This is a genomic window from Halomonas sp. DP5Y7-2, assembly GCF_019802025.1.
Taxonomy (GTDB): domain Bacteria; phylum Pseudomonadota; class Gammaproteobacteria; order Pseudomonadales; family Halomonadaceae; genus Halomonas; species Halomonas litopenaei_A.
Window position 1 is genome coordinate 591,993 of the sequence record NZ_JAHVHY010000003.1, and the last position, 23,122, is coordinate 615,114.

23 protein-coding genes and 1 other RNA gene are annotated in these 23,122 nt (G+C 61.9%); 6 read left to right on the top strand and 18 right to left on the bottom strand.

Translation table 11 applies throughout. The annotated features are described in order from the left end of the window. Positions 1–13 precede the first annotated feature (13 nt). Positions 14–373 (top strand): XRE family transcriptional regulator, encoded by a 360-nt coding sequence (locus tag KUW18_RS06240; RefSeq protein ID WP_222162160.1) that lies wholly within the window; start codon positions 14–16, stop codon positions 371–373. Further along, a complete protein-coding gene (locus KUW18_RS06245) occupies positions 370–894 on the top strand; it encodes an RES family NAD+ phosphorylase (RefSeq protein ID WP_222561008.1) in 525 nt (174 codons plus the stop codon). Before KUW18_RS06240 ends, KUW18_RS06245 begins: the two co-directional genes overlap by 4 nt. 115 nt (positions 895–1,009) lie before the next feature. Here the strand turns inward: KUW18_RS06245 and KUW18_RS06250 are convergent, their stop codons facing one another. The 5 genes from KUW18_RS06250 to KUW18_RS06270 all read right to left on the bottom strand — a co-directional run bounded on the left by KUW18_RS06250 (position 1,010) and on the right by KUW18_RS06270 (position 6,087). Further along, positions 1,010–1,738 carry a M15 family metallopeptidase gene (locus KUW18_RS06250; RefSeq protein WP_222162498.1) on the bottom strand — a complete coding sequence of 243 codons (729 nt, stop codon included), beginning with the start codon at positions 1,736–1,738 and terminating at the stop codon, positions 1,010–1,012. Between the two features lie 104 nt (positions 1,739–1,842). Next, a complete protein-coding gene (locus KUW18_RS06255; protein ID WP_206942377.1) occupies positions 1,843–3,120 on the bottom strand; it encodes a TRAP transporter large permease in 1,278 nt (425 codons plus the stop codon). Continuing rightward, entirely contained in the window at positions 3,117–3,644 is a 528-nt protein-coding gene (locus KUW18_RS06260; protein WP_206942379.1) for a TRAP transporter small permease, read from the bottom strand. The genes KUW18_RS06255 and KUW18_RS06260 overlap by 4 nt, the downstream gene beginning before the upstream one ends. A 305-nt stretch (positions 3,645–3,949) precedes the next feature. Further along, positions 3,950–4,984, bottom strand: a complete 1,035-nt coding sequence (dctP, locus tag KUW18_RS06265) for a TRAP transporter substrate-binding protein DctP (RefSeq protein ID WP_222162158.1) — start codon at positions 4,982–4,984, stop codon at positions 3,950–3,952. Between the two features lie 152 nt (positions 4,985–5,136). Beyond that, complete coding sequence (locus tag KUW18_RS06270; protein ID WP_206942383.1) at positions 5,137–6,087, bottom strand: LysR family transcriptional regulator; 951 nt, start codon at positions 6,085–6,087, stop codon at positions 5,137–5,139. Between the two features lie 134 nt (positions 6,088–6,221). Between KUW18_RS06270 and KUW18_RS06275 the strand changes: the two genes are divergently transcribed. Next, positions 6,222–7,022, top strand: coding sequence for a transporter substrate-binding domain-containing protein (locus tag KUW18_RS06275; RefSeq protein ID WP_222561009.1), 801 nt, complete (start codon positions 6,222–6,224; stop codon positions 7,020–7,022). A 76-nt stretch (positions 7,023–7,098) separates the two neighbouring features. Here KUW18_RS06275 and KUW18_RS06280 read toward each other — a convergent pair whose 3' ends face one another. The 11 genes from KUW18_RS06280 to smpB all read right to left on the bottom strand — a co-directional run bounded on the left by KUW18_RS06280 (position 7,099) and on the right by smpB (position 19,080). Then, positions 7,099–8,235 (bottom strand): metal ABC transporter permease, encoded by a 1,137-nt coding sequence (locus KUW18_RS06280; protein ID WP_222238007.1) that lies wholly within the window; start codon positions 8,233–8,235, stop codon positions 7,099–7,101. Further along, positions 8,235–9,383, bottom strand: a complete 1,149-nt coding sequence (locus tag KUW18_RS06285; protein WP_206942389.1) for a metal ABC transporter permease — start codon at positions 9,381–9,383, stop codon at positions 8,235–8,237. Before KUW18_RS06285 ends, KUW18_RS06280 begins: the two co-directional genes overlap by 1 nt. Then, the gene (locus tag KUW18_RS06290; RefSeq protein WP_206942391.1) at positions 9,380–10,186 is read right to left on the bottom strand and encodes a metal ABC transporter ATP-binding protein; all 807 of its coding nucleotides are present in this window, start codon (positions 10,184–10,186) and stop codon (positions 9,380–9,382) included. The genes KUW18_RS06285 and KUW18_RS06290 overlap by 4 nt, the downstream gene beginning before the upstream one ends. A 54-nt stretch (positions 10,187–10,240) precedes the next feature. Then, positions 10,241–11,254, bottom strand: coding sequence for a metal ABC transporter solute-binding protein, Zn/Mn family (locus KUW18_RS06295; RefSeq protein ID WP_222162156.1), 1,014 nt, complete (start codon positions 11,252–11,254; stop codon positions 10,241–10,243). A gap of 197 nt (positions 11,255–11,451) precedes the next feature. Continuing rightward, complete coding sequence (gene mntR, locus KUW18_RS06300; RefSeq protein WP_206942395.1) at positions 11,452–11,898, bottom strand: manganese-binding transcriptional regulator MntR; 447 nt, start codon at positions 11,896–11,898, stop codon at positions 11,452–11,454. A gap of 93 nt (positions 11,899–11,991) precedes the next feature. Next, the gene (locus KUW18_RS06305; RefSeq protein WP_222561010.1) at positions 11,992–14,505 is read right to left on the bottom strand and encodes an EAL domain-containing protein; all 2,514 of its coding nucleotides are present in this window, start codon (positions 14,503–14,505) and stop codon (positions 11,992–11,994) included. 247 nt (positions 14,506–14,752) lie between these two features. Then, on the bottom strand, positions 14,753–16,144 hold the full coding sequence (locus KUW18_RS06310) for an ATP-binding protein (RefSeq protein WP_222561011.1): 1,392 nt from the start codon (positions 16,142–16,144) through the stop codon (positions 14,753–14,755). Continuing rightward, positions 16,141–16,815, bottom strand: a complete 675-nt coding sequence (locus KUW18_RS06315; RefSeq protein WP_206942402.1) for a response regulator transcription factor — start codon at positions 16,813–16,815, stop codon at positions 16,141–16,143. The genes KUW18_RS06310 and KUW18_RS06315 overlap by 4 nt, the downstream gene beginning before the upstream one ends. 195 nt (positions 16,816–17,010) lie before the next feature. Further along, entirely contained in the window at positions 17,011–17,343 is a 333-nt protein-coding gene (locus tag KUW18_RS06320) for a gamma-glutamylcyclotransferase (RefSeq protein WP_206942404.1), read from the bottom strand. A gap of 811 nt (positions 17,344–18,154) precedes the next feature. Continuing rightward, positions 18,155–18,534, bottom strand: a transfer-messenger RNA (tmRNA) gene (ssrA, locus tag KUW18_RS06325). Positions 18,535–18,588: 54 nt separating this feature from the next. Continuing rightward, entirely contained in the window at positions 18,589–19,080 is a 492-nt protein-coding gene (smpB, locus tag KUW18_RS06330; RefSeq protein WP_206942442.1) for an SsrA-binding protein SmpB, read from the bottom strand. Positions 19,081–19,328: 248 nt separating this feature from the next. Here smpB and KUW18_RS06335 point away from each other — a divergent pair, with 248 nt between their 5' ends. Beyond that, positions 19,329–19,763 (top strand): type II toxin-antitoxin system RatA family toxin, encoded by a 435-nt coding sequence (locus tag KUW18_RS06335; RefSeq protein WP_206942443.1) that lies wholly within the window; start codon positions 19,329–19,331, stop codon positions 19,761–19,763. Then, positions 19,753–20,076: an RnfH family protein gene (locus tag KUW18_RS06340; RefSeq protein WP_222162153.1), complete on the top strand. Its 324-nt coding sequence runs from the start codon at positions 19,753–19,755 to the stop codon at positions 20,074–20,076. The genes KUW18_RS06335 and KUW18_RS06340 overlap by 11 nt, the downstream gene beginning before the upstream one ends. 56 nt (positions 20,077–20,132) lie before the next feature. On the opposite strand, the gene KUW18_RS06345 is transcribed toward KUW18_RS06340, so the two are convergent. Beyond that, a complete protein-coding gene (locus tag KUW18_RS06345) occupies positions 20,133–20,627 on the bottom strand; it encodes an outer membrane protein assembly factor BamE (RefSeq protein WP_308126691.1) in 495 nt (164 codons plus the stop codon). Positions 20,628–20,660: 33 nt separating this feature from the next. On the opposite strand from KUW18_RS06345, the gene fur reads away from it, so the two are divergent. Beyond that, positions 20,661–21,107: a ferric iron uptake transcriptional regulator gene (gene fur / locus KUW18_RS06350; RefSeq protein WP_206942445.1), complete on the top strand. Its 447-nt coding sequence runs from the start codon at positions 20,661–20,663 to the stop codon at positions 21,105–21,107. 109 nt (positions 21,108–21,216) lie between these two features. On the opposite strand, the gene recN is transcribed toward fur, so the two are convergent. After that, positions 21,217–22,890 (bottom strand): DNA repair protein RecN, encoded by a 1,674-nt coding sequence (gene recN / locus KUW18_RS06355; protein ID WP_222238012.1) that lies wholly within the window; start codon positions 22,888–22,890, stop codon positions 21,217–21,219. Positions 22,891–23,122: the final 232 nt, after the last annotated feature.

Here is a 23,122-nt window from a genome sequence, read left to right on the forward strand (position 1 = left end):
ATGGGTGTCAGATATGTCCTTTGAGATTCGTGAAGCGGTGAATGCCGAGGGCTATATCAGCGCCGATGCCTTGCCCAAGGCGCTTCATATAACGAAAAGCGAATTTGCTCGCGCCATCGGGCTCAGCCAGAGCGCCATCGTTCGCAAGGAGCGACTGCAGGCCGTCTCGACGCAACAGCGGTTGCGCCAGGCCTATGAAATACTCAAACGCATCGAGCCCTGGGCTGGCTCGATCAGCGCAGCCTGGTCGTGGTTTCGCAGCTACCCGATTGCGGCCCTGGGCGATATGACGGCGGAAGAACTGGTCAGGCGAGGTCGAGCCGATGATGTACGCGCGTATCTGTCGCATATCGCCGAGGGGGGCTATGCGTGAGCCTGCGGAGTCACGGCTTTCACTTCAACGGGCTGGTGTATCGAGGGCACAACCCTCTCTGGCAGCACGCACCTGAATCCGGAGATGGGGCGGCGCTGAATGGCGGGCGCTGGAACCGTGTTGGCCAGCCCGCACTCTACACCTCAGCGCGGTTCGAGACCGCCTGGCTGGAAGCGCAACAGGGAATGCCCTTCAAGACACAGCCGCTGACGCTGTGTACCTATGAGGTCGACTGTGGTCCGCTGCTTGACCTATGTGATCGGGATGTCTGTGCCCTCGTCCATCCCGACGTGGACAGCTGGGTGCACGAGGCCTGGCTGGCGCAGAGGCTCGCACGTCAAAGCGTGCTCGCCTGGGAGATTGCCGACGAGCTGATTCGGCAAGGCATTGTCGGCATACGAGTACCGTCGCAGGCGACGGGGGCCGGTGCCCGTGACGTCAACCTGGTGTTCTGGAAATGGTCTCGCTCTCGTCCGACCAAGGTCAGGGTGATCGATGATGAGGGGCGGCTGAGCCGCTGAAGTAGCGCATCGTCAGCGCCACAGTTCGAGATGTCCAGCGCAGCCAGTTATCCCGTGTTGCCCCTCAACGTTTTCCTTTCTCCTGCCCACTCTCCCTTTCCCTTACCGCTTTTCGCTACAACTGCCGCCGCCAGCGATTCTCGATGGTGTCCAGTTCGGCGGGTCCGTACAGCGCCTGGTCGTGGCCGCCGTAGTGGGCCCACAGCTGGTCGCCGAAGTCGAAGTGCCACCATTCGCTCGGCAGGTTGGTGAATCCCTGAGCGGTCATGGCGTGGTACAGCAGGCGACGGTTGTCCCGCGCCGCGCGCTCGTCATCGGTCAGTGTGGCCTTGTGTTCCAGAAAGGCGGTGTGGGAGGCCGGCAACGCTTCGTCGAACAAGGTGCCCATGGGCAGCGGCAGGCCATCGGCATCGCACAGGGTCACGTCGACGGCGCCGCCGCTCAGGTGCGGGCTCGGCGCATCGGCACGGGTGCTGGGTTCGGCCACAAACTCACGGGTACGGTTTAGCAGCTCAGCCTCATCAATGTCTGGATGGTTGCCGCGAATGGCTTCCATCAAGGTGTCGAACAGGTACTGCTGAACTCGCCACGGACGCCAGCCGTCCAGCACGATCAGACCTACGCCGTCAGGCAGCGAGCGCGCCGCCGCCAGCACGCGGCGATAGACGCCTTCACGCAGATAGCACTCGTTGATGGCGCCAGGAATTCCCAGGCGGGCGTAGGCGGGAAATACCTTGACCGGTGATGGGGCCAGGCTCATGGGCACCAGGGGCTCATCCAGCCCCTGAATGGGAATCTGGCGCAGTTGGGCCCAGGAAGGCTCAGCGGATAGAGGAATCGCCATGGCTGGGGTCTCGGGATGTGCACAGGGATGACGGTCGTCACCGCTGTTATTGATGCCGTTGTTGCAGCTCTCGTTGCAGCCTTCGTTGGAGGTCATGGAGGTTCTCATCCCAGAGCGGTCGGAAGCCATAGGGTCAGGGAGGGCACCAGGATCAGTGCCACCAGGACCAGCAGGGCGATGACCACGAAGGGCCAGATGGTACGAAACAGCGCGGTGATCTCCAGCCGGCTGACGGCAGCGGCGACGAATACGCAGGCGCCCATCGGCGGCGTGATCAGCGCGATGGTGATGTTGAGGGTGATGATGATACCCAGGTGGACCGGGTCGATGCCTGCCATCATGGCCACCGGCGCAAAGATCGGTGTCAGCAGCATCAGCGCCGAGACCTCTTCCATGAACATGCCGGTGATGAAGGTGATCAGGCTGAGCAACAGCAGAATGATCACCGGACTATCGACGTAGGGGGTCAACAGCTCGACGAACTGGTAGGGCACCTGGGCGTAGGACAGCAGCCAGCTGACCGTGCTGGAGGCGGCCATGATGACGAAGATGGCGGCGGTAAGGCGGGTCGTGTCGACAAACGCACGCCACAGCGCCAATAGATTCAGGTTGCCAGCCAGCACCCCATAGAGGGCCACGTAGGCCACGGTCAGCGCTCCTGATTCCGTGGGTGTGACCAATCCCATGACGATGCCGGCGACAATCAGGAAGGGGGCCATCAGGGCAGGCAAGGCGCCAAGGGCAGCCACCCCCAGCTGGCGCGCACCGGGCCAGCCATCACCCTTGGGCAGCCCCTTGCGACGCGCGTAGACAGCATTCATGGCCATGAAGGCGGCACCCAGCAACAGCCCGGGAATCACGCCGGCAAGGAACAGATCGCCCACCGAGGTGTTGGTCAGCGAGGCATAGAGGATCATGAAGATGCTGGGCGGGATGATCGGCCCGATCAGTGAGCTGCCCGCCGTCAGGCCAGCGGCGAAGGCCGTCGAATAGCCTTCCTTGCGCATCGCAGGGACCAGCAGAGAGCCCAGTGCCGAGGTATCGGCGACCGCCGATCCATTGACCCCCGCAAAGAACACGCTGGACACCACATTGACGTGGCCCATGCCGCCGCGCAGATGGCCGACCAACAGACGCGCCAGCGCCATCAGCCGGTCGGTCAGCTTCGAGGCGTTCATCAGGTTGCCGGCGAGGATGAACAGTGGGATGGCCATCAATGAGAAGGCATCGATGCCGCCAAAGAACTGCTGGGGCATCATGCGGGGAATCATCGACAGGTCGACGAAGGCGAAACCGACCACGGCGGTGGCCAGCAGCGAGATGAACAGAGGCAGGCCCAGCAGCACATGGACGACAAAGACCGCCAGCATGGCAAGCGTCATGATGTGGCCCCCCGGTCGTGCTGAGCGGCGTCGGCGTCGCCGTCCTGGGTCGGTAGCGGGAATGGACCATGGCACAGCGCCATCAGCGTCAGCAGCGCAAAGCCGAGCGGCACGGACATAACCGGCACGGCCCGACTAATGCCCAGGCCTTGGCTCTGGAACATCGCCACTGATTGCGCGTAGTGAAAGCTGAACCAGGCTCCGCCAGCGGCAAGTGCCAGGGTCAATAGCCACTGGTAGACAGAGAGGATGCGCCCCAGGGTGCGTGGAATCAGCCGCTCGATCAGCGCGACCCGCATATGACCGCCTTCGATCCAGACGCTGCCAAGGGCCAGCATGACCGCGCCGATGATCAGGTAGCGGGCCAGCTCATCGGTCCAGATGGGGGCCCCGCCGGCTAGATAACGCGCGGCCACACCATACAGCATGGCCAGCAGATCAATGAGCAGCAGTGCACTCGCGCTCCATAGCGATAGTCGCCGCAGCGCCATGACGGGCCGGCTTTGGGCAAGGGACCAGGACATGGGGAGGCTCTCCCACAGGTTGGTGAAACAGGATGAACCGGCCTCCTGGAGCGGAGGCCGTTGTACGTGCTGGAGCATTCTTCGTCTTGCGCTCAGGCCTGCGCACTCACGTCAGAGCACTCATGTCGCCATACCGATATCAGAGCGCTTAACGTTGAGCCGCTAATATCAGAGCGCTTGTTCAGAGCACCTATTCAGAGCACTTGTTCAGAGCACGTGTTAAGAGAGTCTGGGTCAGTGCACTGTGTGCCGGGCAGCCAGACGGTCGTCGACGCTGCCCGGTGTTCAGTACTAAGTGCTCAGGGCTACTGGGCGCTGAGTTGAAGTCCGGCGTCGTCGAGCGCCATGTCGATATAGCGCTGTTCGATGTTCTGGTCCTTCAGCCACTCAAGATAAGCCGGCTGGCCCTGCTGGCGGAAGGCTTCCAGCTGCTCTGGGTTAGGACGAATGACCTCCATGCCTTGCTCTTCCAGGTAGGCAATGCGCTCATCGACCTTGGCCTGGTTCTGTTCGCGAGCAAGCTGGTTGGCTTCGGCGACCGCCTCACGGAAGGCAGTCTGGGTCGCCTCGTCCCAGCCATTGATCATGCTGGTGTTGCCCACCAGGAACTGGTCGGAGTACTGGATGTTGGCTAGCGTCAGGTAGTCCTGAACCTCATAGAGGCTGCCGAGGATGATATACATCGGCGGGTTCATCTGGCCGTCAGCGACGCCGGTTTTCAGCGCCATGTAGACTTCGGTCCAGGGAATGGGCGTGCCGGACGCGCCGAAGGCCTCATAAAGTGCGACCTGGCTGGGGTCCATGGCGCGGAAGCGCAGCCCTTCGAAGTCCGCCGGTTCGGCGATTGGCGTCTTGTCGTTGGTGAAGGCCAGGAAGCCGCCTTCCTCGACTACCGCCAGCAGTTCCAGTCCGGCGCGGCCCTCCAGGTCTTCCTGAACCGCTTTCCAGTAGCTGCCTTCGTCGAAGAACTGGCGAGCGTCATCGAAATCCTGGAACAGGAAGGGGATCGCGCTGACGAACACTTCGGGGACGATGGGCGACATGCCGGCGAAGGACGCAATGTTCAGGCTCGGCGACGCCATGGTCTGCTCCATGCGTTCCTGCTCTTCACCCAGCATGCTGTTGGGGTACAGCTTGAGCTCAAGCTCGCCTCCGGTCTTCTCCTCGACCAGTTCCTTCAAGTTGGTGGCGAACACGTGCACCGCGTTCTTGTCCGGGTCGGGAGCGCCGTTATAGCTCAGGTTGACGGTGGTTGCAGCCAGCGCTGAGGCGGCGGTCAACCCCATTGTCGTGGCGGTGGTCAGGGCAGCAAGCAGGGGCAGTGGACGAAACAGGCTCATGAAGGACTCCGGTGTTGTGGTGTTATTGTGCGGCAACGCTGTCTATCGATAACGAGACTAGGCGTTGTCGCGTTGACTAATCAAACCCCAAGGCGTTGATCTTTTCGCAACGCCAGCATGGTCTGGCGTTTGGCAGCACGTCGGACGGGCCCTCAGGCAACGCCGCTCTGGCGATGTGGGGCCAGCAGGCGTGGCGCATCATCGGCAAAGAAGCGCATGCCGCGACGCAGATGCGCCAGGCAGGCCTCTGCCGCCACCGGCAATGGCCGGCCTTGACGACTGACGATCTGAGCGCGGGCCCCGTTGAGCACCGGATGTGCCAGCGGCAGCACCTGAATCAACCCCTGGGCGATGTCATCGGCGACGGTCAACTCGGGCATAAAGGTGACGCCGCTACCGGACCTGACGAAATTCCTCAGGACGGTGACCGAGTTGGTATGCAGCCGTGAACGCAGATGGAGGCGCTCCTGATGGGCGACCTGGTCGACCATCTGGCGCATGCCAAAGGGGCTGTCCATCAGCCCCAGTGGCCAATCGCTGATTTCGGCCAGGGTCAATGGTGCCTGGCGCCGAGTCAGTGGATGGTCGGCAGGCACGATCAGATCCAGAGGGTGGCGGCGCTCCACATGACAACGCAGCAGCGGGTCCATGGGTGGCGCGTACAGCAGGGCCAGATCCACCTCGCGGTCACGGACCAACGCCATGGCCTCGTTGACGCCGGCCATGACCACCACAATGTCGATGCCAGCATGCGCCGTCATGAAGGTCTGCAAGGGGGCATTGACCAGATCAGCGATAAAGCCCTCGCCGACGGCCACTCTGACCTCACCGCTATCCAGGCTCTGAAGCGCGCTCAGACGCGACAGCGTTGCCGTTTCGGCATCGCATCGAGCGCGATGGTGTTCCACCAGCAGGCGGCCGGCTTCGGTCAGGGTGACGCCATCTGGGTGGCGGGTCAGCAATGGGATCGAAAGCTCTTCTTCCTGGCGACGGATCAAGCGACTGATGGCGGAGACGTCCACATTCAGGTGGATGGCTGCGCCCCGCAGGGAACCACGTCGCTGTACTTCGCACAGATACGCCAGAGCGCGGCCGTTGAGCATTGTCGTTCCTTATCGATGATGACCGGTGGTTGTCAGCATGTCGCAGGCAACTTGGCGAGGGTGACAGAGAGTGGCAGACTCTTTGTGCCCACAAGGCATAGACCAATAACCATAACGCAAAAAGGAACTTACGGATGCGATCGTTTTCTCGTCCTGTGCTATTGAGTGCCCTGCTGGGGCTCACCGCTTTGTCGGCTTCGACCCTGGTGACAACGGCCCAGGCCGACGAGCCGCTCAAGCTGGGGGTGGATATCCCGTTCGAGCCCTTCGAGTACCGCTTGCCTGATGGCACCCTGACGGGCTTCGAGGTAGAGCTTGGGGAAGAAGTGTGTCGGCGCATCCAGCGTCAATGTGAATGGGTCGAGCAAAGCTGGGATGGCATCATCCCGGGGCTGATGGCCCGCAAGTACGACGCCATCATGTCGTCCATGGCGATCACTGAAGAGCGTCGCCAGCAGGTGTTGTTCTCCGAGCCCTACTATTCCAACCCCAGCGTCTGGGTGACGCTGCGCGGCAGTGAAGTGGATCCCGACAACCGTGCGAGCCTGGAGGGCCTGACCGTTGGCGTGCAGCGCGGCACCATTCGTGATCGCTTCATCACCGATACCTACGGCGACATCATGGAAGTGCGTCGCTATGCCACCGCCGAGGACCTGGCGCTGGACGTCAAGACCGGACGCCTGGACAGTGCCTTCATGTACTACCCGCTGGCGCTGGCCAACCTGCAGGTGGACGAGGCCGACAGCGAGGTAGTGGTCAGCTCCGAGCTGATCCGTGAGCCCAAGTCCTACTTTGGCCACGGTGTGGCGGTGGCGTTTCGTCCTCGCGACGAAGACCTGGCCGCACAGTTCAATCAGGCCCTGGCCGAGATCAAGGAAGACGGCACCTACGACGAGCTGATGCACAAGTACGTGGACTACGATATCAAGATCTGAGGCAAGAGCTGTGCTTCTGCCAGTTTAACGTCAACGGGGCAGCCTCTGGCTGCCCCGTTGACGTCGTTGCCTGGTATCAGCTGCCGTCCTTGGCGCCTGGCTCCAGAATCTCTCGCGCCATGTGCCGGCCCGCCTGGGTGAGGTGCAAGCGCTCACCCTCCTGCACGACAAGCTGGCGCTGGCGGGATAACTCAACCGCGCGACGCGCCCTGGCAGGTGTCCACATCAGATGCTCGCGCAGCGCCTGGGTTACGTTTTCCACCGCCTTTTCGGGGCCATCTTCGTGGTGATAGAGGTGCACCATCAGGGTACGGCTTTCGTTGAGGTCTCGCTGGCGGCGACGGCTCAGCCACTGGGCGCACAGGCCATAGCGCGGACCGAGCAGAAAGGCCAGAGCCAGGAAGACGCCGGTCATGACGGCCATCATGCCGCCAATCGACACGTCCCATGCCACCGCCAGCATATAGCCGGAGACGCTGGAGGCGGCCGCGATCAGCGAGGCATAGACAAAGATCTTCCATAGCCGGTCGGTGAGCAGATACGCCGCGGATGGCGGAACAATGACGAATGCCACGAACAGCACCGCACCCACAGCATCGAAGGCTGCGACGGCGGTACCGCTGGTCAACATCAGCAAGGCATAGAACAGTGCCGTGGGGGCGAAGCCTAATGCCTTGGCCAGGGCCTCATCGAAGGTGGCGAGCTTCAGCTCCTTGTAAAAGGCCGCCACAAACAGCAGGTTGAGCAAGGTCATGGCGCCCATGGAGATCAGCGCGCGGGGCACCTCCGCGCCTCCGATGGTCAGGGTATCGAGCCAGACGAAGCCGATTTCCCCCAGCAGCACCGTATGGGCGTCAATATGCACGTCGCTGGCGTAAAGGTTGATCAGCAGCACGCCCAGCGAAAACAGCACGGGAAACACCAGACCAATGGCGGCATCCTTCTTGACCCTTTGCGTCGAGACCAGCAGTTCGGTCAAGAAGACGGTAAGGATGCCGGTCAGCGCTGCGCCGATGATCTGCACCGGGCCGTTGGCCTGATGGGTCGCCAGCCAGACGACCACGATGCCAAGCACGATAGAGTGACCGATGGCGTCTGACAGCATGCTGGTCCCGCGCAGCACCAGAAAGGTGCCGACCAGACTAGAGGCGATGCCCACCAGCGCCCCGACCAGCATGATCATCAGTGGGATGTTGTCGAATAGGGTGGCCATTAGTGTGCTTGCTCCTGCCCGAGCGTCGCCAGAATGCGTTCTGCCTCCTGGCAGCCTGCTGGCGTCAGTACCCAGCGTTTGTTGTTGCCGGGCTCATGGGGGGGAGGATCCTGCTCGATGATCAGTCCGCGAGCCATCAGGCGGGCAAGAGCCCTGCGGCTATCTGCGCCCAGATAGGTGTCCAGCATGCGTTTTTCTGAGCGATAGTGGCGGTCTGCGTGGTGGCTTGCCAGCTGGTAAAGCGTGGTCAGCACGCGCTGGTAGCGGAGCTGGCGTCGGTCACGTCGCAGCTTGAGGATCTCCCACAAGAAGCCACGTCTGGGGGCGAATAGCAGGGACACCAGGACCACGCTGGAAAGGCTCAGGATGATCAGCGGACCCGTCGCAAGGCCGGGGCCCGTGGCGCTGATGACGGCGCCCACGACACCGCCGAGAATGCCGAACAGCGCCGACAATGCCACCATCGACTCGAGCCGGTTGGCCCACTGACGGGCGGCAACGGCAGGGGCGATGACCATGGCAGCCATCAGCACCACGCCGACCATCTGCAGGCCAATGACCACCGCCAGGGCGATCATGATCGTCATCAACCCATCCAGCAGCGACACTGGCATGCCTTGGGTCGCGGCAAACTGGGCATCGAAGGACACCAGCTTGAACTCTTTCCACAGGCCGGCGACCAAGGCCAGGGCCACGCCGCCCACGGCAGCCATGATCCACAGGTCGCTTCTCAGCGTGGCCGCCGCCTGGCCGAACAGAAAGGCATCCAGGCCGCCCTGGGAGGCGTTGCCCGTGCCTTGAATGTACGTCAGCAGCACTACGCCGATAGCGAAGAAGACGCTCAGCGAGATGCCCAGGGCGGCGTCGGTCTTGAGCCGACTCATGCGGGTCAGCAGCAGCATCACCAGGGCAGCCAGGGAGCCAGTAAATAGCGCGCCAGCAAGAATGCTGCCCATTTCACGACCCCCGGCGATGATGAAGCCCAGGCAGACCCCTGGCAGCGCTGCATGGGACAGGGTATCGCCGAGCAGGCTCTGCTTGCGCAGCACCGCAAAAGAGCCCAGCACGCCGCTCACCAGTCCCAGCATGGCAGCACCGAGCACCACATTCTGCAGGGTGTAGTCACCGAGGAGGCTGGCCAGGCTCATCCCGGCACCTCCTCAGAATTGGCCGGGGCGCGTGGGCCGGGGATGGCACTGGTGACATCGTCAAGCAGGGCAATCTGGCCCCCATAGGCACGCCGCAGGTTGTCGGCGGTGTAGACCTCGTCCACCGGACCTTGGGCGATCACTCTGACATTGAGCATCAGCATCCAGTCGAAGTAGCTGCGAACCGTCTGCAGATCGTGATGCACCACGATGACCGTCTTCCCCTGATCGCGCAGGCGCCTGAGGATATCGACGATGGCGCGCTCCGTGGTCGCGTCGACGCCGGCCATGGGCTCATCAAGGAAATAGACATCGGCGTTCTGCACCAGAGCACGGGCAAGGAACACCCGCTGCTGCTGGCCGCCGGAGAGCTGGCTGATCTGGCGCTCGGCAAAGCGTTCCATGCCCACCATCTCGAGCGCCGCCATGGCCTCACGTCGCTCGCGTCGCCCCGGACGCCTGAGCCATCCCAGGCGTCCGTAAAGTCCCATGGTGACGACGTCCAGCGCCGTGGTGGGAAAGTCCCAGTCCACCGTCGAGCGCTGCGGCACATACCCGACGCGGCGCCGGGCCTGGCGGTAGGGATGGCCGTGCAGGGTGACGTGGCCAGCGATGCTCGGGACCAGGCCGAGGATGCTCTTGATCAGCGTGCTCTTGCCGGCGCCGTTGGGCCCGACAATGGCGGCCATCACGCCGGGCGGCACGTCAAAGTCGATGTCCCACAATACGGGCTTGCCGTGGTAGCTGACGGTCAGGTCCTCTACGTGCAGGGCAAGGTTCGGTTCGTGCAGCTGCTGGCTCATGGGGTCGCTCCTGTCGCCGTCGCCCCGTCTGGCAGGGCGACGCGCGCTACATACTTAAGGTTCGCTGGGCATCTGGGTGGCTTGTGCCACTCGCTCGGTCCAGTCGGCGAGGCTGTCTGGCCAGGCAACGGTGTGGCCACCGAGTGCCGCGACAATCTGCTCGGTATTACTCTTCAGCATGCCGATATAGGTCCCTTCCGGGGTGTTCTCGTCGCCCATGGCATCAGAGTAAAGCTGCCCGCCGATAGCGATACGGTGACCCTGGTCGGCAGCCGCATCGATGACCGCCTGCACCGTACGTGGGTTGATGGTGCTCTCCACAAACATGGCGGGTACCCCCTGGGCCACGACCTTGTCTGCCATGCGCCGAATATCGGCGACACCGGTCTCGGTGGCGGTGGAAAGCCCCTGAATGCCGGCAACCTCGATGCCATAGGCGCGGCCGTAATAGCCAAACGCATCGTGGGCGGTCAGCAGGATGCGTTGATCGGCTGGGATACTGTCGATACTGGCCTGGATCCACTCATCGAGCGCGAGCAGCGATGCCTGGTAGGCCTCTGCACGCGCATCGATCGCCGCAGCGCAGTCAGGGCGCTGCTCGCTGAGCAGGGCGGCAATGGTCGGGATGTTCTGGGCCCAGAGCGCTGCATCCATCCACAGGTGGGGGTCCACGCCGTAGGCGTCCTGGGTGTGGATAACCTGATCGTCGGTAATCGCCTGCTCACTGACGGCAGCGGTGGGCTTGATGCGCGAGAATCGCTCGAAGACCTTGCCCAGCTGACCCTCCAGCGAAAAGCCGCTGTAAAGAATCAGCTCAGCCTCATCGAGATCGTGCACGTCCCGGGCGCTCGCCTGGTAGAGATGTGGATCGATGCCCGGACCCATCATGGTATTGACCGCAACACAGTCTCCGCCCACCTGCTCGACCAGATCACTGAGCATCCCGATGGTCACGACGGTGGCGAGGGGCGATACCTCCCCAGCGGTGTCATCCTGAGCATGGGCAAGGCCGATACTCGACAGGCTGGTAGCCGTCAGCAGCGGAAGCAGAAGGGCCGAACGATGCATGAACAGGACTCCCTTGATGATGGGCAAGCGCGAGTATCGCGCCAACGTGCCATTTGGCTATCATTTATAGACAAGGCTAAGTTTTGGCGAGATACAGGGCAATCGTCAAGAGGCGCGCCTCAATCGCATCAATGGACGTTGACTATATTTGGGCCGACGCCAGGCGTGGGCGCAGGGTTTGGCAGCGTTGAAGACTGTCAGGGCTCGAGGAAGCGCTCGAAGGCCGCCAGCGTTTCTGCGCTGACGTGATGTTCAATGCCTTCGGCGTCGACCCTGGCGGTTTCGGGAGTGATGCCGAGTTTGATCAGCACCGCTTCGACGATCTGGTGGCGTTCGCGACTGGCATCCGCCAGGGCCTGCCCCTTCTCGGTGAGGAAGATGCCGCGATAGGGCCGCTTGATGATCAGGCCTTCCTCGTCGAGGCGCTTGAGCATCTTGGCCACCGTGGGCTGGGCCACGCCCAGGCGACGGGCGATATCCGTCTGACGCGCTTCACCGCCGTCGGTGATCAGATCTGAGATCAACTCGACATAGTCTTCGATGAGCTCGGTGCGGCGAGCATCCCTTGCCTTGCGAAACCCCTCGACGTGGCTTTCAGGAGAGATCAGCGATGCGCGTTCGTCGTGGTTGAGGGGGTCGTTCATGGGGGATGGTATCGCCTCGGGTCAAGGTGTCCATCTTGCCAATTGGTGACAGTATTGCAAGTTTGGCGCTGCCGTGATGCCAGTTAGGCTGCCCTATTGTTGACTTGGCGCGGGTTCGGTCATCGGCAAGCAGGGGCGTGTCGCGAGTGCCAGGAACTGCTTGAGCGGAAGCGGGACCGAGTAAAGGTAGCCCTGAAAGGAGCGACAGCCAAGCTCCAGCAGTCGCTCCTGTTGTGCAATGGTCTCGACGCCTTCCGCAATGACGCCCAGCTTGAGGGTCTGGGCGAGGGCGATAATGGTCTGGGCGATGGGGGCTGCGGTAGGGTCTTCGGTCAGGTCGCGAACAAACGCAACGTCGATCTTGAGCGTATCCAGGGGAAGCCGCTTGAGATACGCCAGAGAAGAGTATCCGGTGCCGAAGTCATCGATGGCGAAGCGCACTCCGAGATCACGCAGCTGGCCCAGAGTATCGATCACCGGATAGGCCTCTCCCAGCATCAGCGATTCGGTGAGCTCCAGGGTGAGCTGGCGGGCGGGGGCACCGGTCTTGGCCAAGGCTGCCTTGACCCCGGAGACAAAATCAGCGCGTTGAAACTCTCTCGCGCTGACATTGACCGACAGGGTCCAATGTCGTCGGCGCTCATGCTGCTGCCACTCGGCCAGCAGCTGGCAGGTCTGGTGCAGCACCCAGTTGCCCAGCTCGACAATCTGGCCGGTTTCCTCCGCCAGGCTGATGAAGGTGCTGGGGGAGATCAGGCCGCGTTCGGGGTGTTCCCAGCGCAGCAGCATCTCGGCGCCGAGGATGTTGCCCAGATCATCCACCTGTGGCTGCATGTGAAGTCGTAGCTGATCTTCCTCGACGGCGGTCTTGAGCTGTCGCTCCAGCCTGAGGCGGGCGTCCAGTCGTTCAACCATGCAGGCTTCAAAGGCACAGGGGCGCTGTACCCCTTCGCACTTGCTTTCAAGAAGCGCCAGTCCTGCCCGCTTGAGCAGCTCGCCGACGCCAAGCTCTCCCCCGCGAAACAGCAGGAAGCCCCCGCTGACGTGGCAACTGTGACGCTCTCCGGCGAGGGAGTAGTCGCCGTTGAGGCTTTCCAGCACCTGCCGGGCCTTGCTGCGGGCTTGGTCCATGGCACTCTCTGGCGTCACCGACAGTCCGTCATAGAGCAGGGCGAATTCGTTGCTGGAAAGGCGTGCCAGATCGCTCGGCTGTCTGGCCCAGGGCTTCAGCCTGGCGGCCAGGGCCTTGAGCAGGCGATCGCCGGTGGCCTGCCCCAGGGCGTCGTTGATGCCCTTGAAGTTATCGATATCGACAAGCAGCAGCATGATATGGCGCCCGCTGACATCACTGGCCAGCTGCAGCGCATGGATGCGTTCTTGCAGCGAACTGCGGTTGGGCAGTGTCGTCAGGGCATCGTGATAGGCCTGATAGCGGATGCGCTGCTGGGCATTGTGGTGCGCCGTGGTATCACTTAGCGTCGCCACGAAGTGGCCTGCGCTGTCTTCTTCGGCGCGCACGCGGTTGATGCTCAGGCGTGCGGGAAAGCGATGGCCGGCACGATGACGAACCTCCACATCGCCGATCCAGGCGCCGTTCTCTTTCAGCGAACGCAGAATGTTGCCGCGATAGTGATCGAAGCGCAGCAGGGTATTGAGGCGCAGCAGCGAGTGGCCCTGGAGATCGGTGTGCGGCACCCCGGTCAACGTCTCGAAGGCGTGGTTGCACATCACCATACGTGCGCGCTGGTCGAGCAGCACGACGCCATCGTGCATCGACTCGATGACATCCACCAGCTGACGCCGGGACACCTGCATGCGGGCGGCGCTGTCCTGGAGTTTGCGATCGACCAGCACCGACGCCAGCGCCGTCAATGCGAACAATGAGGCAAGCACGATAACGGCGATCGCCACGATAGCGTCATGGCCAGCACTGTGGGGAATCGCCTCCCAGCCTGGTTCGGGCAAGAAGTGCACGGCCATCATGGCCGAGTAGTGCATGCTGCAAATGGCCAGCGATGCCAAGGTTGCCGCGATGAGGCTGCCGAGACGAATGCCATGAAAGCGGGGCAGGTCTCTCGCGGCGTGAAAGCAATGAATACTGGCGATGCCGAACGGCAGAGAAATCAGCAGAGACAAGATCAGCGGAGTCGGCGAAAAGCGCATGCTCGCAGGTAGCTGCATGGCCGCCATGCCGGTGTAATGCATGGTGGCAATTCCCGCGCTGAGAATGCAGCCTGCGACCACCTTGTGAGCGGTGGAAAGTCCCTTGCGTGCCATGGCAGCAACCGCAATGAGCCCTGCTGCTATAGCGGGCAGCAGAGAGACCAGGGTCAGGCCCAGGCTATGATGGGCAGGAAAGGGCAGGCGATAGGCCAGCATGCCGGTGAAGTGCATGCTCCAGATGCCAAGTCCCATCATGGTGCCCCCGGCAAGCCACCAGATCTGACGGCGGTGCTTCCAGCGGGAGGCATTGACCCTTTCTGCCACGGCCATGGCAGAGTAGACCGACACCAGCGCCACCAGGCAAGACAGCACCACAAGCCAGGGAATATGTTCACCCTGGATGGCCTGGGCTACCTGTGGGTAGCTGATGAAAAGGGGAGGCATGAGGTAGAGGCGGTCTCTTGTAGGAAAGCCTTCGAACACACCCTCATTGATTAGCATGGCCTGGCGCGTAGGGCAAAGACTTGTTGAGCGAAGGACGTGCCAGGAGAGGCGGGGATCGTGCACATTTTTGTAGAAAACGGGCGCTGTGTGCCGCTCAAGAAGGGAGGAATGCCTTACATACTTCACCGTCTAATAGTGCGGTGTTATCCGTTGGGACGGGGGCGCCATGGTGCGCCCCTGTGCTGACCTAAGACCACGCCAGGCGAGCGCACAAGCCGCCCTGGGACCGATTGGAGAGTGACAGGCTCACGCCCTGTTGACGTGCCATGGCGGTGACGATGGAGAGCCCAAGACCACTGCCGGTCACCGATGAGTCGCTGGCACGGTGGAAGCGTTCGCTCACGCGATTGAGGTGGCTCTCGGCGATGCCTGGACCACTATCGAGAATGCACAGTATCGGGCCGGAGGACGCCGATTCCAGGGTCACATGAACGGTGCTGTTGTCGCGAGAATAGCGCAACGCATTGTCCATCAGGTTGCGCACCATGATGCCAATCTCTGTGGCGTTACCGGCAACGAAGACGTGGGGCAGATCGACCAGCTCGATGATTTGATTCCGGGCCTGGGCCAGCGGCCAGAGCTCCGCGGCCAGGTCCTGCAGCAGGGCGCGGAGATCCACCTGCTCATGTGCTGCACTCGAGTGTCGATCGACCCTGGCGAGCACCAGTAGCTGCTCGACCACGCGCTGCAGGCGCTCGACGCCCTGACGTGCCTTGGGCAGGGCGTTGCTCTCGCCAGCGATGGCATTGTCCAGGTGGATCTTCATGGCGGCCAACGGGGTGCGTAGCTCGTGCGCCGCATCGGCGGTGAACCGTCGCTCCTTCTCCAGGGCGGCCTTCAGGCGTTTCAGAAAGTCATTCAGGGCGCCCCTCAAGCCTTTTAATTCATCGGGTACGTCGAGCAGGATTTCGCCCAGGTCGCCGGAATCACGGTGCTCGACTTGCTCGGACAAGCGACGGATCGGCGTCAGGCCGCGGCGAATATGGCGCAGCACCAGCAATAGGCAAAGGGGCATCAGCAAGACCATCGGCCACAGCTGGTTAAGGGCAATTCTCTCGATGATATCGGAGAAAAACTCCCGCTCGATGCCGATCTGCAACCATAGCCCACGGGAGTCATCGTGCAGGGCGAACACTCGCCAACGCGATTCCTCCAGCGAGCGCCAGCGGAAGCCTTGCTCGACGGGCGCGGTCATCTGAGCCTTGGCATCATGCCAGCCTGGGCCGATCAGCAGGGGCTTGCCGGCATCGTTCCACAGGCCAAAGCCGACCTTGCGTTCTTCATGGTGAAAGATCTGTCCGTCAGCCTGGTCGAGGCTGCGCACCGCACCGCTTTCGGCGTAGAGCCTGGTGCTTGCTTTACGTTGATCCATCCACTGTGCCAGGCGCTCGTAATCTTCCGCTTCAGGTTCGGCGGGGAGCATGCTCATCAACCCGCGACCGGTGATGGCCAGCTGCGCATCAAGAATTTCTTCCAGCTCGTTCTGCGAGATCAGCCAGGCGGCGATGACCGAAAGAATGGTCACCAGGGTCAGCGTCAGCGCCAGGGTTCTGAACAGGTAGCGACGAATCGACATCATGGGGAAGGCGCCAGGAAATCGGTGTTGAGGCGGTATCCGATGCCGCGCACTGTGGTGATCATTTCCTTGTGAAGCTTCTTGCGAAGGTGGTGGACATGCACTTCAAGTGCATTGGATTCGAGCTCCTCGCCCCAGCCATACAGCAGTCCTTCCAGCCGGGGCCGCGACAGCACCTGGCCAGGGTGCCTGGCAAGTTCAGACAGCAGGGCAAATTCGCGTCGGCTCAGGGTGACCTGGTGTCCCTGCCAGTCCACAAGGTGTCGAGCTTCATCGATGGACAGGCAACCAATGTCGACGGTCGAGCTGGCGCGCCCGGCGGCGCGCCGCGTGATGACACGCAGGCGGGCCAGCAGCTCCTGCAGGTCAAATGGCTTGAGCACGTAGTCATCGGCACCGGCGTCCAGTCCTTGAATGCGGTCCTCGATGGCATCTCGAGCGGTCAAGATAAGAACGGGCAGAGAGCTGGTAAGGCGCAGGCGACGCAGTAGATCGACCCCATCGCAGTCCGGTAGACCCAGGTCCAGAACCATGACCGAAAAGGGTTCGCACGCCATGGCCCGGAGCGCCTGAGAGCCCTGGGTAAACCAGTCCACGGCGTAGCCCTCACGCTCCAGCGCGACCTTGATGCCGTCACCCAGCAACGGGTCGTCTTCCACCAATAATGCTCGCATACCCCAGATCCTCGCCCGGCACGTCGCCAACGTCGTCAGTATGACGGAGGTGGCCTTAAGGCAGTCTTAAGTTTTGGCCATCTATTGACCTGGGGACAGGTGTCTCATTGCAAATCTTTCCACGCGAGCTCCATTGGGGAGCGCTCGCTATCCGTCAATGGTGTAGAGGTCTAAAGAGGCAGGCTTCGGGATGACTTAGTCGTGGTCGCGAAGTGCGTAGATGTAGGCGTCAACCTGGCTGCCGTCTTGCTGAGTGACGGTGACCAGTACGCGTTGGTACTCAGGTCCCTCGAACTCATCGAGCTCCTGCCAGTGGTGCTGCAAATTGTCTGATTCGAAGACATGACCGCTGATCAGCTCACCTTGTGCGTCCGGCACCATGCCGGGAGAGCCCATGGCGGCTCCCCAGCCGGCTTCCAGCAGCCGTCCGCGGGTAGTGCCAGCCACCCATTGCCCGCCAATCCGCTGCATCACATGTTCGTTGGGGCGCCCTGGGCCCAGCGTGCCGTAAATAAAAAGGCGGTCCATCGGTAGGCTCCTGATGATGGGAAATAAAGCGAGATTCTGCAGATCTTGGCATTGCCACACAAGCGGGGCCCTGTGTAATGCCTGGCAGAAGCGCTGACAGACGAACTCAGGGCATAGGAAGGGGCGTGTACGTGCCGACATTCTCCCTCGGCCTGTCTCTGATGCCTGCAGCCCCCCCCTGGGGGAAGTTCTTTCGTCGGTGTTGGTGGAGGCGGAGGCGGCGGGAATCGAACCCGGGGTGTGTAGAAAGCGCCGACACTCGCCCTGGGGTCTGCCTCTGGTACCTGTAGGCACAAAAAAGCCACCTGCTGATGAGGTGGCTTTTTCGTCGGTGCTGGTGGAGGCGGCGGGAATCGAGCCCGGGTGTGTAGAAAGCGCCGACACTCGCCTTGCAGATACAAAAAAAACCTCCCGGTGGGAGGTTCTTTCGTCGGTGTTGGTGGAGGCGGCGGGAATCGAGCCCGGGGTGTGTAGAAAGCGCCGACACTCGCCCTGGGGTCTGCCTCTGGTACCTGCAGGCACAAAAAAGCCACCTGCTGATGAGGTGGTTTTTTCGTCGGTGTTGGTGGAGGCGGCGGGAATCGAACCCGGGGTGTGTAGAAAGCGCCGACACTCGCCCAGGGGGCGGTCTTTGATACCTACAGACACAAAAAAGCCACCTGCTGATGAGGTGGTTTTTTCGTCGGTGCTGGTGGAAGCGGCGGGAATCGAGCCCGGGGTGTGTAGAAAGCGCCGACACTCGCCCTGGGGTCTGTCTCTGATGCTCGTAGATACAAAAAAACCTCCCGGTGGGAGGTTCTTTCGTCGGTGTTGGTGGAGGCGGCGGGAATCGAACCCGCGTCCGCCGACACTCGCCCATTGGCTCTACATGCTTAGTTCCGTCATTTTGTTTAACGCCTCAGGCTCCGACGGGCAGGATCCTGAAACGCGATTCCTCGTAAGTTTAGCGATTGACGAGAGGACAGCGCCAACCGCGATCTCACCTATCTTGGCTCATAGCCCATTGGCAACGGATGAGCGCGTCGCCGCCGGGTAGGACAAGAAGCTAACAGGTTTTAAGCTGCCAGCGCGCCCTGAGCGTAGTTTTCGTCGTTTGCGACTATTTAATCGTGATGTTGGATTTACGAGATACATCACGCTCTCGGCATGCACCTCAGGGGTTGTCATCGGCGTCGAAACCATGTCGCCCCCGTAACGCCCCGCCAGTGTACCAAAGATACTGCGGGAAGTGCCAGATCTGACGCTTCAGGCGCGATTTTGTTCCCTCATTACGCGACCTTTCTGCCGCTGCCAGTCCCGGTCTTTCTCGGTAGCGCGCTTGTCATGCAGCTTCTTGCCCGTTACCAGCGCAAGCTCGCATTTCACCCGGCTGCCTTTCCAGTACAGCTTGAGTGGGACGCAGGTGTGGCCCTTGTCCTGGGTGCGCGAAAAGATCTTGGCGATCTCCTTGCGGTGCAGCAGTAGCTTCCGTGTTCGTGTGGGGTCTGCCACTTCGTGGGTGCTGGCCGTGTTCAGCGGCATGATATGGCTGCCCAACAGCCATGCCTCACCATTCTTGACCAGGATGTAAGTGTCGGTGAGCTGGGCCTTGCCGGCGCGCAGGCTTTTGACTTCCCACCCCGCCAGCGCCAGGCCGGCCTCGAAGGTCTCATCGATGTGGTACTCGAAGCGTGCCTTCTTGTTCTGGGCGATGGTGTTGTTGCCAGGACCCTTGTCCTTTCCCTTCTTGCTGGCCATGGAACCTCTTTGATCTCTGAGTCGGTCCCGAGGACGTTATCGTCATCGGGGTGGCCTCTGATGCATCTGTCCATTCCTGCCGCTGCAGCAAGGCGACGACGGCACCGTCGAGCCTGGTGGCTGGATGACTCCTCGGCATTGCTCCTCGAAGAGGGAGTCCAGTCCGGCGGTGGAAGCGTGATACCATTCAAGGCCGAAACAACCGCTCATGATACGCCCTGGGCTTCTGGAAGTCAGCGGAGAGGTCAATGCCAACCGTCAATCGATCCGCCATGGTGCGGCACACTCCCAAGCAGATGTTCGATCTGGTGAACGATTTCGAAAGCTATCCTGAGTTCCTGCCGGGATGTCGCCGTGCCCGCCTGGTGGAGGAAGAGCCTTCACACCTGGTGGGGGAGATGACCCTGGGCAGGGCCGGGATCGAGCAGACCATTGTGACCCGTAATGACCTTCACGAGCCGGAGCGGATTGAGCTGTCGTTGGTAAAAGGGCCGTTCAAGCGCATGAGCGGGCGCTGGAAGTTCACTGCTATGGGCGACAACGTGTGCAAGGTGAGCCTGGAAATGGACTTCGAGTTTTCCAGTCGGCTGTTGGGCATGGCGTTCGGCAAGGTCTTTCAGCAGATTGCCGGCCAGCAGGTAGATGCCTTCACTCGTCGTGCTGATGAGCTGTATGGACGCTGACGCTCCCGCGACGGCACAGGAGCGCATCACGGTCGAGGTCGCCTTTGCCTTGCCGCACAAGCAGAGGCTGGTGGCGCTGCGACTTCCGGTTGGGACGACGGCCACTCAAGCCGTGGCGGCGGCACATCTGCCGGCGCTGTTTCCTGAATTGCCTGCAGACACCTTCACCGATGCCAGCCTTGGCATCTTTGGCAAGACGCTGCGTGACCCGTCGCAGCACGTGCTGCGTAACGGAGACCGTGTCGAAGTCTATCGCCCGCTGAAGATTGATCCGAAACAGGCCCGCGCGCAGCGCGCAGCCCGCGACCGCTGAGATGATCAGCGGTCGCGGGCCTGTGCGTCGGGGCTGCAGCCGATCCTTTCGAGGGCTTACTCCCGCTCGGGATCGACGGTGCGGTTGTAGATAGGTTCGATGTTGGCCTCGCCGTCGGGGTTGTCATCGGCCCCGCCGCTGGTCGGTCCGACACCGTAGCTATGCTTGCCGGCGACGTCCGGGTCCATGCTGAAGTCGCCATCGCGCTCGATGTTGACCAAGTTGTTGCCAGCAAAGGTCAGCGTGACGCGTCGTTGCATCACATCTCCGTAGGCTTCATCCAGTCGATAGACATAGTCCCACTGCTCGGCGTTAAACGGCGCCTCCAGCAGCGGAGAGCCCATCAGGTTGATGACCTCCTGGCGTGACATGCCTGGGCGCAGCTGTTCGACCATATTGTTGGTCACCAGGTTGCCCTGGGCCAGGTCGCGCTTGTACACGCTGAAATAGGTGCAGCCACTGGTCAGTGCCAGGGCCAGTGAAAGGGTGACAATTCCGGTCAGCTTTTGCATTTGCGCCTGTTCTTCACTATCGTGGGGTCGGTCGATCATACCCGACCCTACCTGATACTGCGAAGAGCAACCATGGCCGACAAGAACCATGAATTGCGCAAGGCCGGACTGAAAGTCACCCTGCCGCGCGTTAAGATCCTGCAGATCCTCGAATCTGCCACCGATCAGCACCACCTGAGTGCCGAGGACGTGTACAAGACGTTGCTCGAAGCTGGCGAAGATGTAGGCCTGGCCACGGTATATCGTGTCCTGACTCAGTTCGAGTCAGCGGGCCTGGTGATACGACACAATTTCGACGGTGGCCATGCGGTCTTTGAGCTCTCTCAGGAAGAGCATCATGACCACATGGTGTGCCTGGAAAGTGGCGAAATCATCGAGTTCTTCGATGAAACCATCGAGCGTCGCCAGCAAGAAATTGCGGAAGAGCACGGTTTTGAGCTCGTGGACCATGCGCTGGTCCTCTACGTCAGACCGAAAGGCTCCAAGGCCACTCGTCAGGAAGGTATCGCCAAGCGTTAAGATTGGCGCTCCTTGCCTGAGCTTAGGTGTACAAGCCTCCGCCCTAGGGTGGAGGCTTTGTTGTGTCTGCCTGTTTTTTGTCGACGGATGTGTGCAGTGTGTCCGTCGGTCAATGGTGGGCGCGCTGGCTGGCGTCGAGCATCTCGCGGGCATGGGCGAGCGTCTGATCGGATAGCTTGACCCCTCCCAGCATGCGAGCCAGCTCGCCAACTCGTCCGGCCTCGTCCAGTAGCGCCATATGCGTCGAGGTGCTGTCCTTGCGGGCCTTCTTCTCGATATGCAGATGGTGGTGCGCCTGTGCGGCGACCTGTGGCAGGTGTGTGACCGTCAATACCTGGCCACCTTCGCCAAGACGCTTGAGTAGCTGCCCCACGATCTCGGCCGTGGCGCCTGATACCCCGACATCCACTTCATCGAACACCAGGCAAGGAATGGTCGAGTGCTGTGCCGCGATGACCTGAATCGCCAGGCTGATGCGTGACAGCTCACCCCCAGAGGCGACCTTGGCCAGGGGCCTGGGTGGCTGGCCGGGGTTGGCTGCAATCAAGAAGCGCACCCTGTCCATGCCTTCGGGGGCGGCGGCATCTCGCTGGCTGACTTCTACCTCGAAGCGCGCCTTGCCCATGGCCAGGAAGGCCAGCTGCTGCTGAACCTCCTTGCCAAAGCGCTTCGCCGCCTTGTGGCGTTCACCGCTGACCTTTTCCGCCAACTGTCGCCACTCTGCCTTGAGGGCATCGGCCTTTTCGGTCAGTGCTTCCAGGTCCTCGTCGCCACCCTCAAGGCCTTCCAGCTCGGTGGACAGGCGCTGATGCAGGGTGACGATCTCCTCTGGCAACACGTGATGCTTGCGGGCGATTCGGTGGGTTTCAGCCAGTCGTTGCTCGACCCATGCCAGGCGCTCAGGGTCGAGTTCGACACTTGCCATGACCTGGTGAAGCTCTCTTCCAGCCTCTTCCAGTTGGATGCTGGCATCCCCCAGCAGCGCCAGAGCGTTAGCCAGTGCCCCCTGGTTGCTGCCCGGCAAGGCCGCAAGGCGCTGGGTGGCCTGGTGCAGCAACGGCAGTGCGCCACCCTCGTCATTGTCACAGCAATCCAGTGCAAACTGGGTCTCTGCCAAGCGCGTTTCAGCGTGGGCGAGCAGTTCCTGTTCCTGTTCCAGGCTGTCGAGCTCCTCCTCGCCCAGGCCCAGCTGGTCGAGCTCTTCCACCTGGTAGCGCAACAGCTGCCGACGCGCACGAATGTCGTCGCTGTCGTCGGCCAGGCGCTTGAGCTGGCGGCGGGTGGCCTGCCACTCACGGTAGAGCTCGGCCAGGCGTGCCACCGACTCGCGGTGGCCGGCCAGGTCATCCAGCAGCCTGAGGTGGGTGTCCTCTGCCAGCAGCGCCTGATGGGCATGCTGACCATGGATCTCGATCAAGGTCTCGCCCAGGGACTTCAGGTCGGCGATGGTGGCCGGCTGACCATTGATCCAGGCCTTGGAGCGACCGCTCTTGGTCACGACACGACGCAGCAGGCAGTCATCGGCAGACAGCTCTCGGCTCTCCAGCCAGGTGCGTGCATTGGGTAGGCCGCTGATATCGAAGCGTGCGCTCAGGTCGGCGCGAGATTGCCCGTGACGGACGCTGCCCGCGTCGCCACGCTCACCCAGGCAGAGCCCGAGGGCGCCGAGCAGGATGGACTTGCCTGCACCGGTTTCCCCGGTAATAGCGGTCATGCCACCGTCAAGCTCAAGCTCGAGGTGGTCGACGATGGCAAAATCCTGGATCGAGAGTTCGGTCAGCATGCGGGCCTCCGGGTGACGCTACCTGGAGCAGGTAGCGGTAGGTGCTCAATGCTTGATCCCGGTGAGGATGGAAGGATGGACGCATCCGTGCCGGGAGGGCGGTAGACGGGTACTGGTTATCTATCCATGACTTGGTGTTTTATACAGTAGTTGAGGCACGCCGACAATGCACGCCGACGTGCCGATGTCGGCGCCGTCATCGGCAAATGGCTGTTCGTGTGAGTCAGATCAG

What these genes read in the sequence shown, in the direction of transcription:
- KUW18_RS06240 (WP_222162160.1), top strand. Translation starts at nt 14, where the DNA reads ATGTCCTTTGAGATTCGTGAAGCGGTGAATGCCGAGGGCTATATCAGC.
- KUW18_RS06250 (WP_222162498.1), bottom strand. Translation starts at nt 1,738, where the DNA reads ATGGCGATTCCTCTATCCGCTGAGCCTTCCTGGGCCCAACTGCGCCAG.
- KUW18_RS06255 (WP_206942377.1), bottom strand. Translation starts at nt 3,120, where the DNA reads ATGACGCTTGCCATGCTGGCGGTCTTTGTCGTCCATGTGCTGCTGGGC.
- KUW18_RS06260 (WP_206942379.1), bottom strand. Translation starts at nt 3,644, where the DNA reads ATGTCCTGGTCCCTTGCCCAAAGCCGGCCCGTCATGGCGCTGCGGCGA.
- dctP (WP_222162158.1), bottom strand. Translation starts at nt 4,984, where the DNA reads ATGAGCCTGTTTCGTCCACTGCCCCTGCTTGCTGCCCTGACCACCGCC.
- KUW18_RS06270 (WP_206942383.1), bottom strand. Translation starts at nt 6,087, where the DNA reads ATGCTCAACGGCCGCGCTCTGGCGTATCTGTGCGAAGTACAGCGACGT.
- KUW18_RS06275 (WP_222561009.1), top strand. Translation starts at nt 6,222, where the DNA reads ATGCGATCGTTTTCTCGTCCTGTGCTATTGAGTGCCCTGCTGGGGCTC.
- KUW18_RS06280 (WP_222238007.1), bottom strand. Translation starts at nt 8,235, where the DNA reads ATGGCCACCCTATTCGACAACATCCCACTGATGATCATGCTGGTCGGG.
- KUW18_RS06285 (WP_206942389.1), bottom strand. Translation starts at nt 9,383, where the DNA reads ATGAGCCTGGCCAGCCTCCTCGGTGACTACACCCTGCAGAATGTGGTG.
- KUW18_RS06290 (WP_206942391.1), bottom strand. Translation starts at nt 10,186, where the DNA reads ATGAGCCAGCAGCTGCACGAACCGAACCTTGCCCTGCACGTAGAGGAC.
- KUW18_RS06295 (WP_222162156.1), bottom strand. Translation starts at nt 11,254, where the DNA reads ATGCATCGTTCGGCCCTTCTGCTTCCGCTGCTGACGGCTACCAGCCTG.
- mntR (WP_206942395.1), bottom strand. Translation starts at nt 11,898, where the DNA reads ATGAACGACCCCCTCAACCACGACGAACGCGCATCGCTGATCTCTCCT.
- KUW18_RS06305 (WP_222561010.1), bottom strand. Translation starts at nt 14,505, where the DNA reads ATGCCTCCCCTTTTCATCAGCTACCCACAGGTAGCCCAGGCCATCCAG.
- KUW18_RS06310 (WP_222561011.1), bottom strand. Translation starts at nt 16,144, where the DNA reads ATGATGTCGATTCGTCGCTACCTGTTCAGAACCCTGGCGCTGACGCTG.
- KUW18_RS06315 (WP_206942402.1), bottom strand. Translation starts at nt 16,815, where the DNA reads ATGCGAGCATTATTGGTGGAAGACGACCCGTTGCTGGGTGACGGCATC.
- KUW18_RS06320 (WP_206942404.1), bottom strand. Translation starts at nt 17,343, where the DNA reads ATGGACCGCCTTTTTATTTACGGCACGCTGGGCCCAGGGCGCCCCAAC.
- smpB (WP_206942442.1), bottom strand. Translation starts at nt 19,080, where the DNA reads ATGGCCAGCAAGAAGGGAAAGGACAAGGGTCCTGGCAACAACACCATC.
- KUW18_RS06335 (WP_206942443.1), top strand. Translation starts at nt 19,329, where the DNA reads ATGCCAACCGTCAATCGATCCGCCATGGTGCGGCACACTCCCAAGCAG.
- KUW18_RS06340 (WP_222162153.1), top strand. Translation starts at nt 19,753, where the DNA reads ATGGACGCTGACGCTCCCGCGACGGCACAGGAGCGCATCACGGTCGAG.
- KUW18_RS06345 (WP_308126691.1), bottom strand. Translation starts at nt 20,627, where the DNA reads ATGATCGACCGACCCCACGATAGTGAAGAACAGGCGCAAATGCAAAAG.
- fur (WP_206942445.1), top strand. Translation starts at nt 20,661, where the DNA reads ATGGCCGACAAGAACCATGAATTGCGCAAGGCCGGACTGAAAGTCACC.
- recN (WP_222238012.1), bottom strand. Translation starts at nt 22,890, where the DNA reads ATGCTGACCGAACTCTCGATCCAGGATTTTGCCATCGTCGACCACCTC.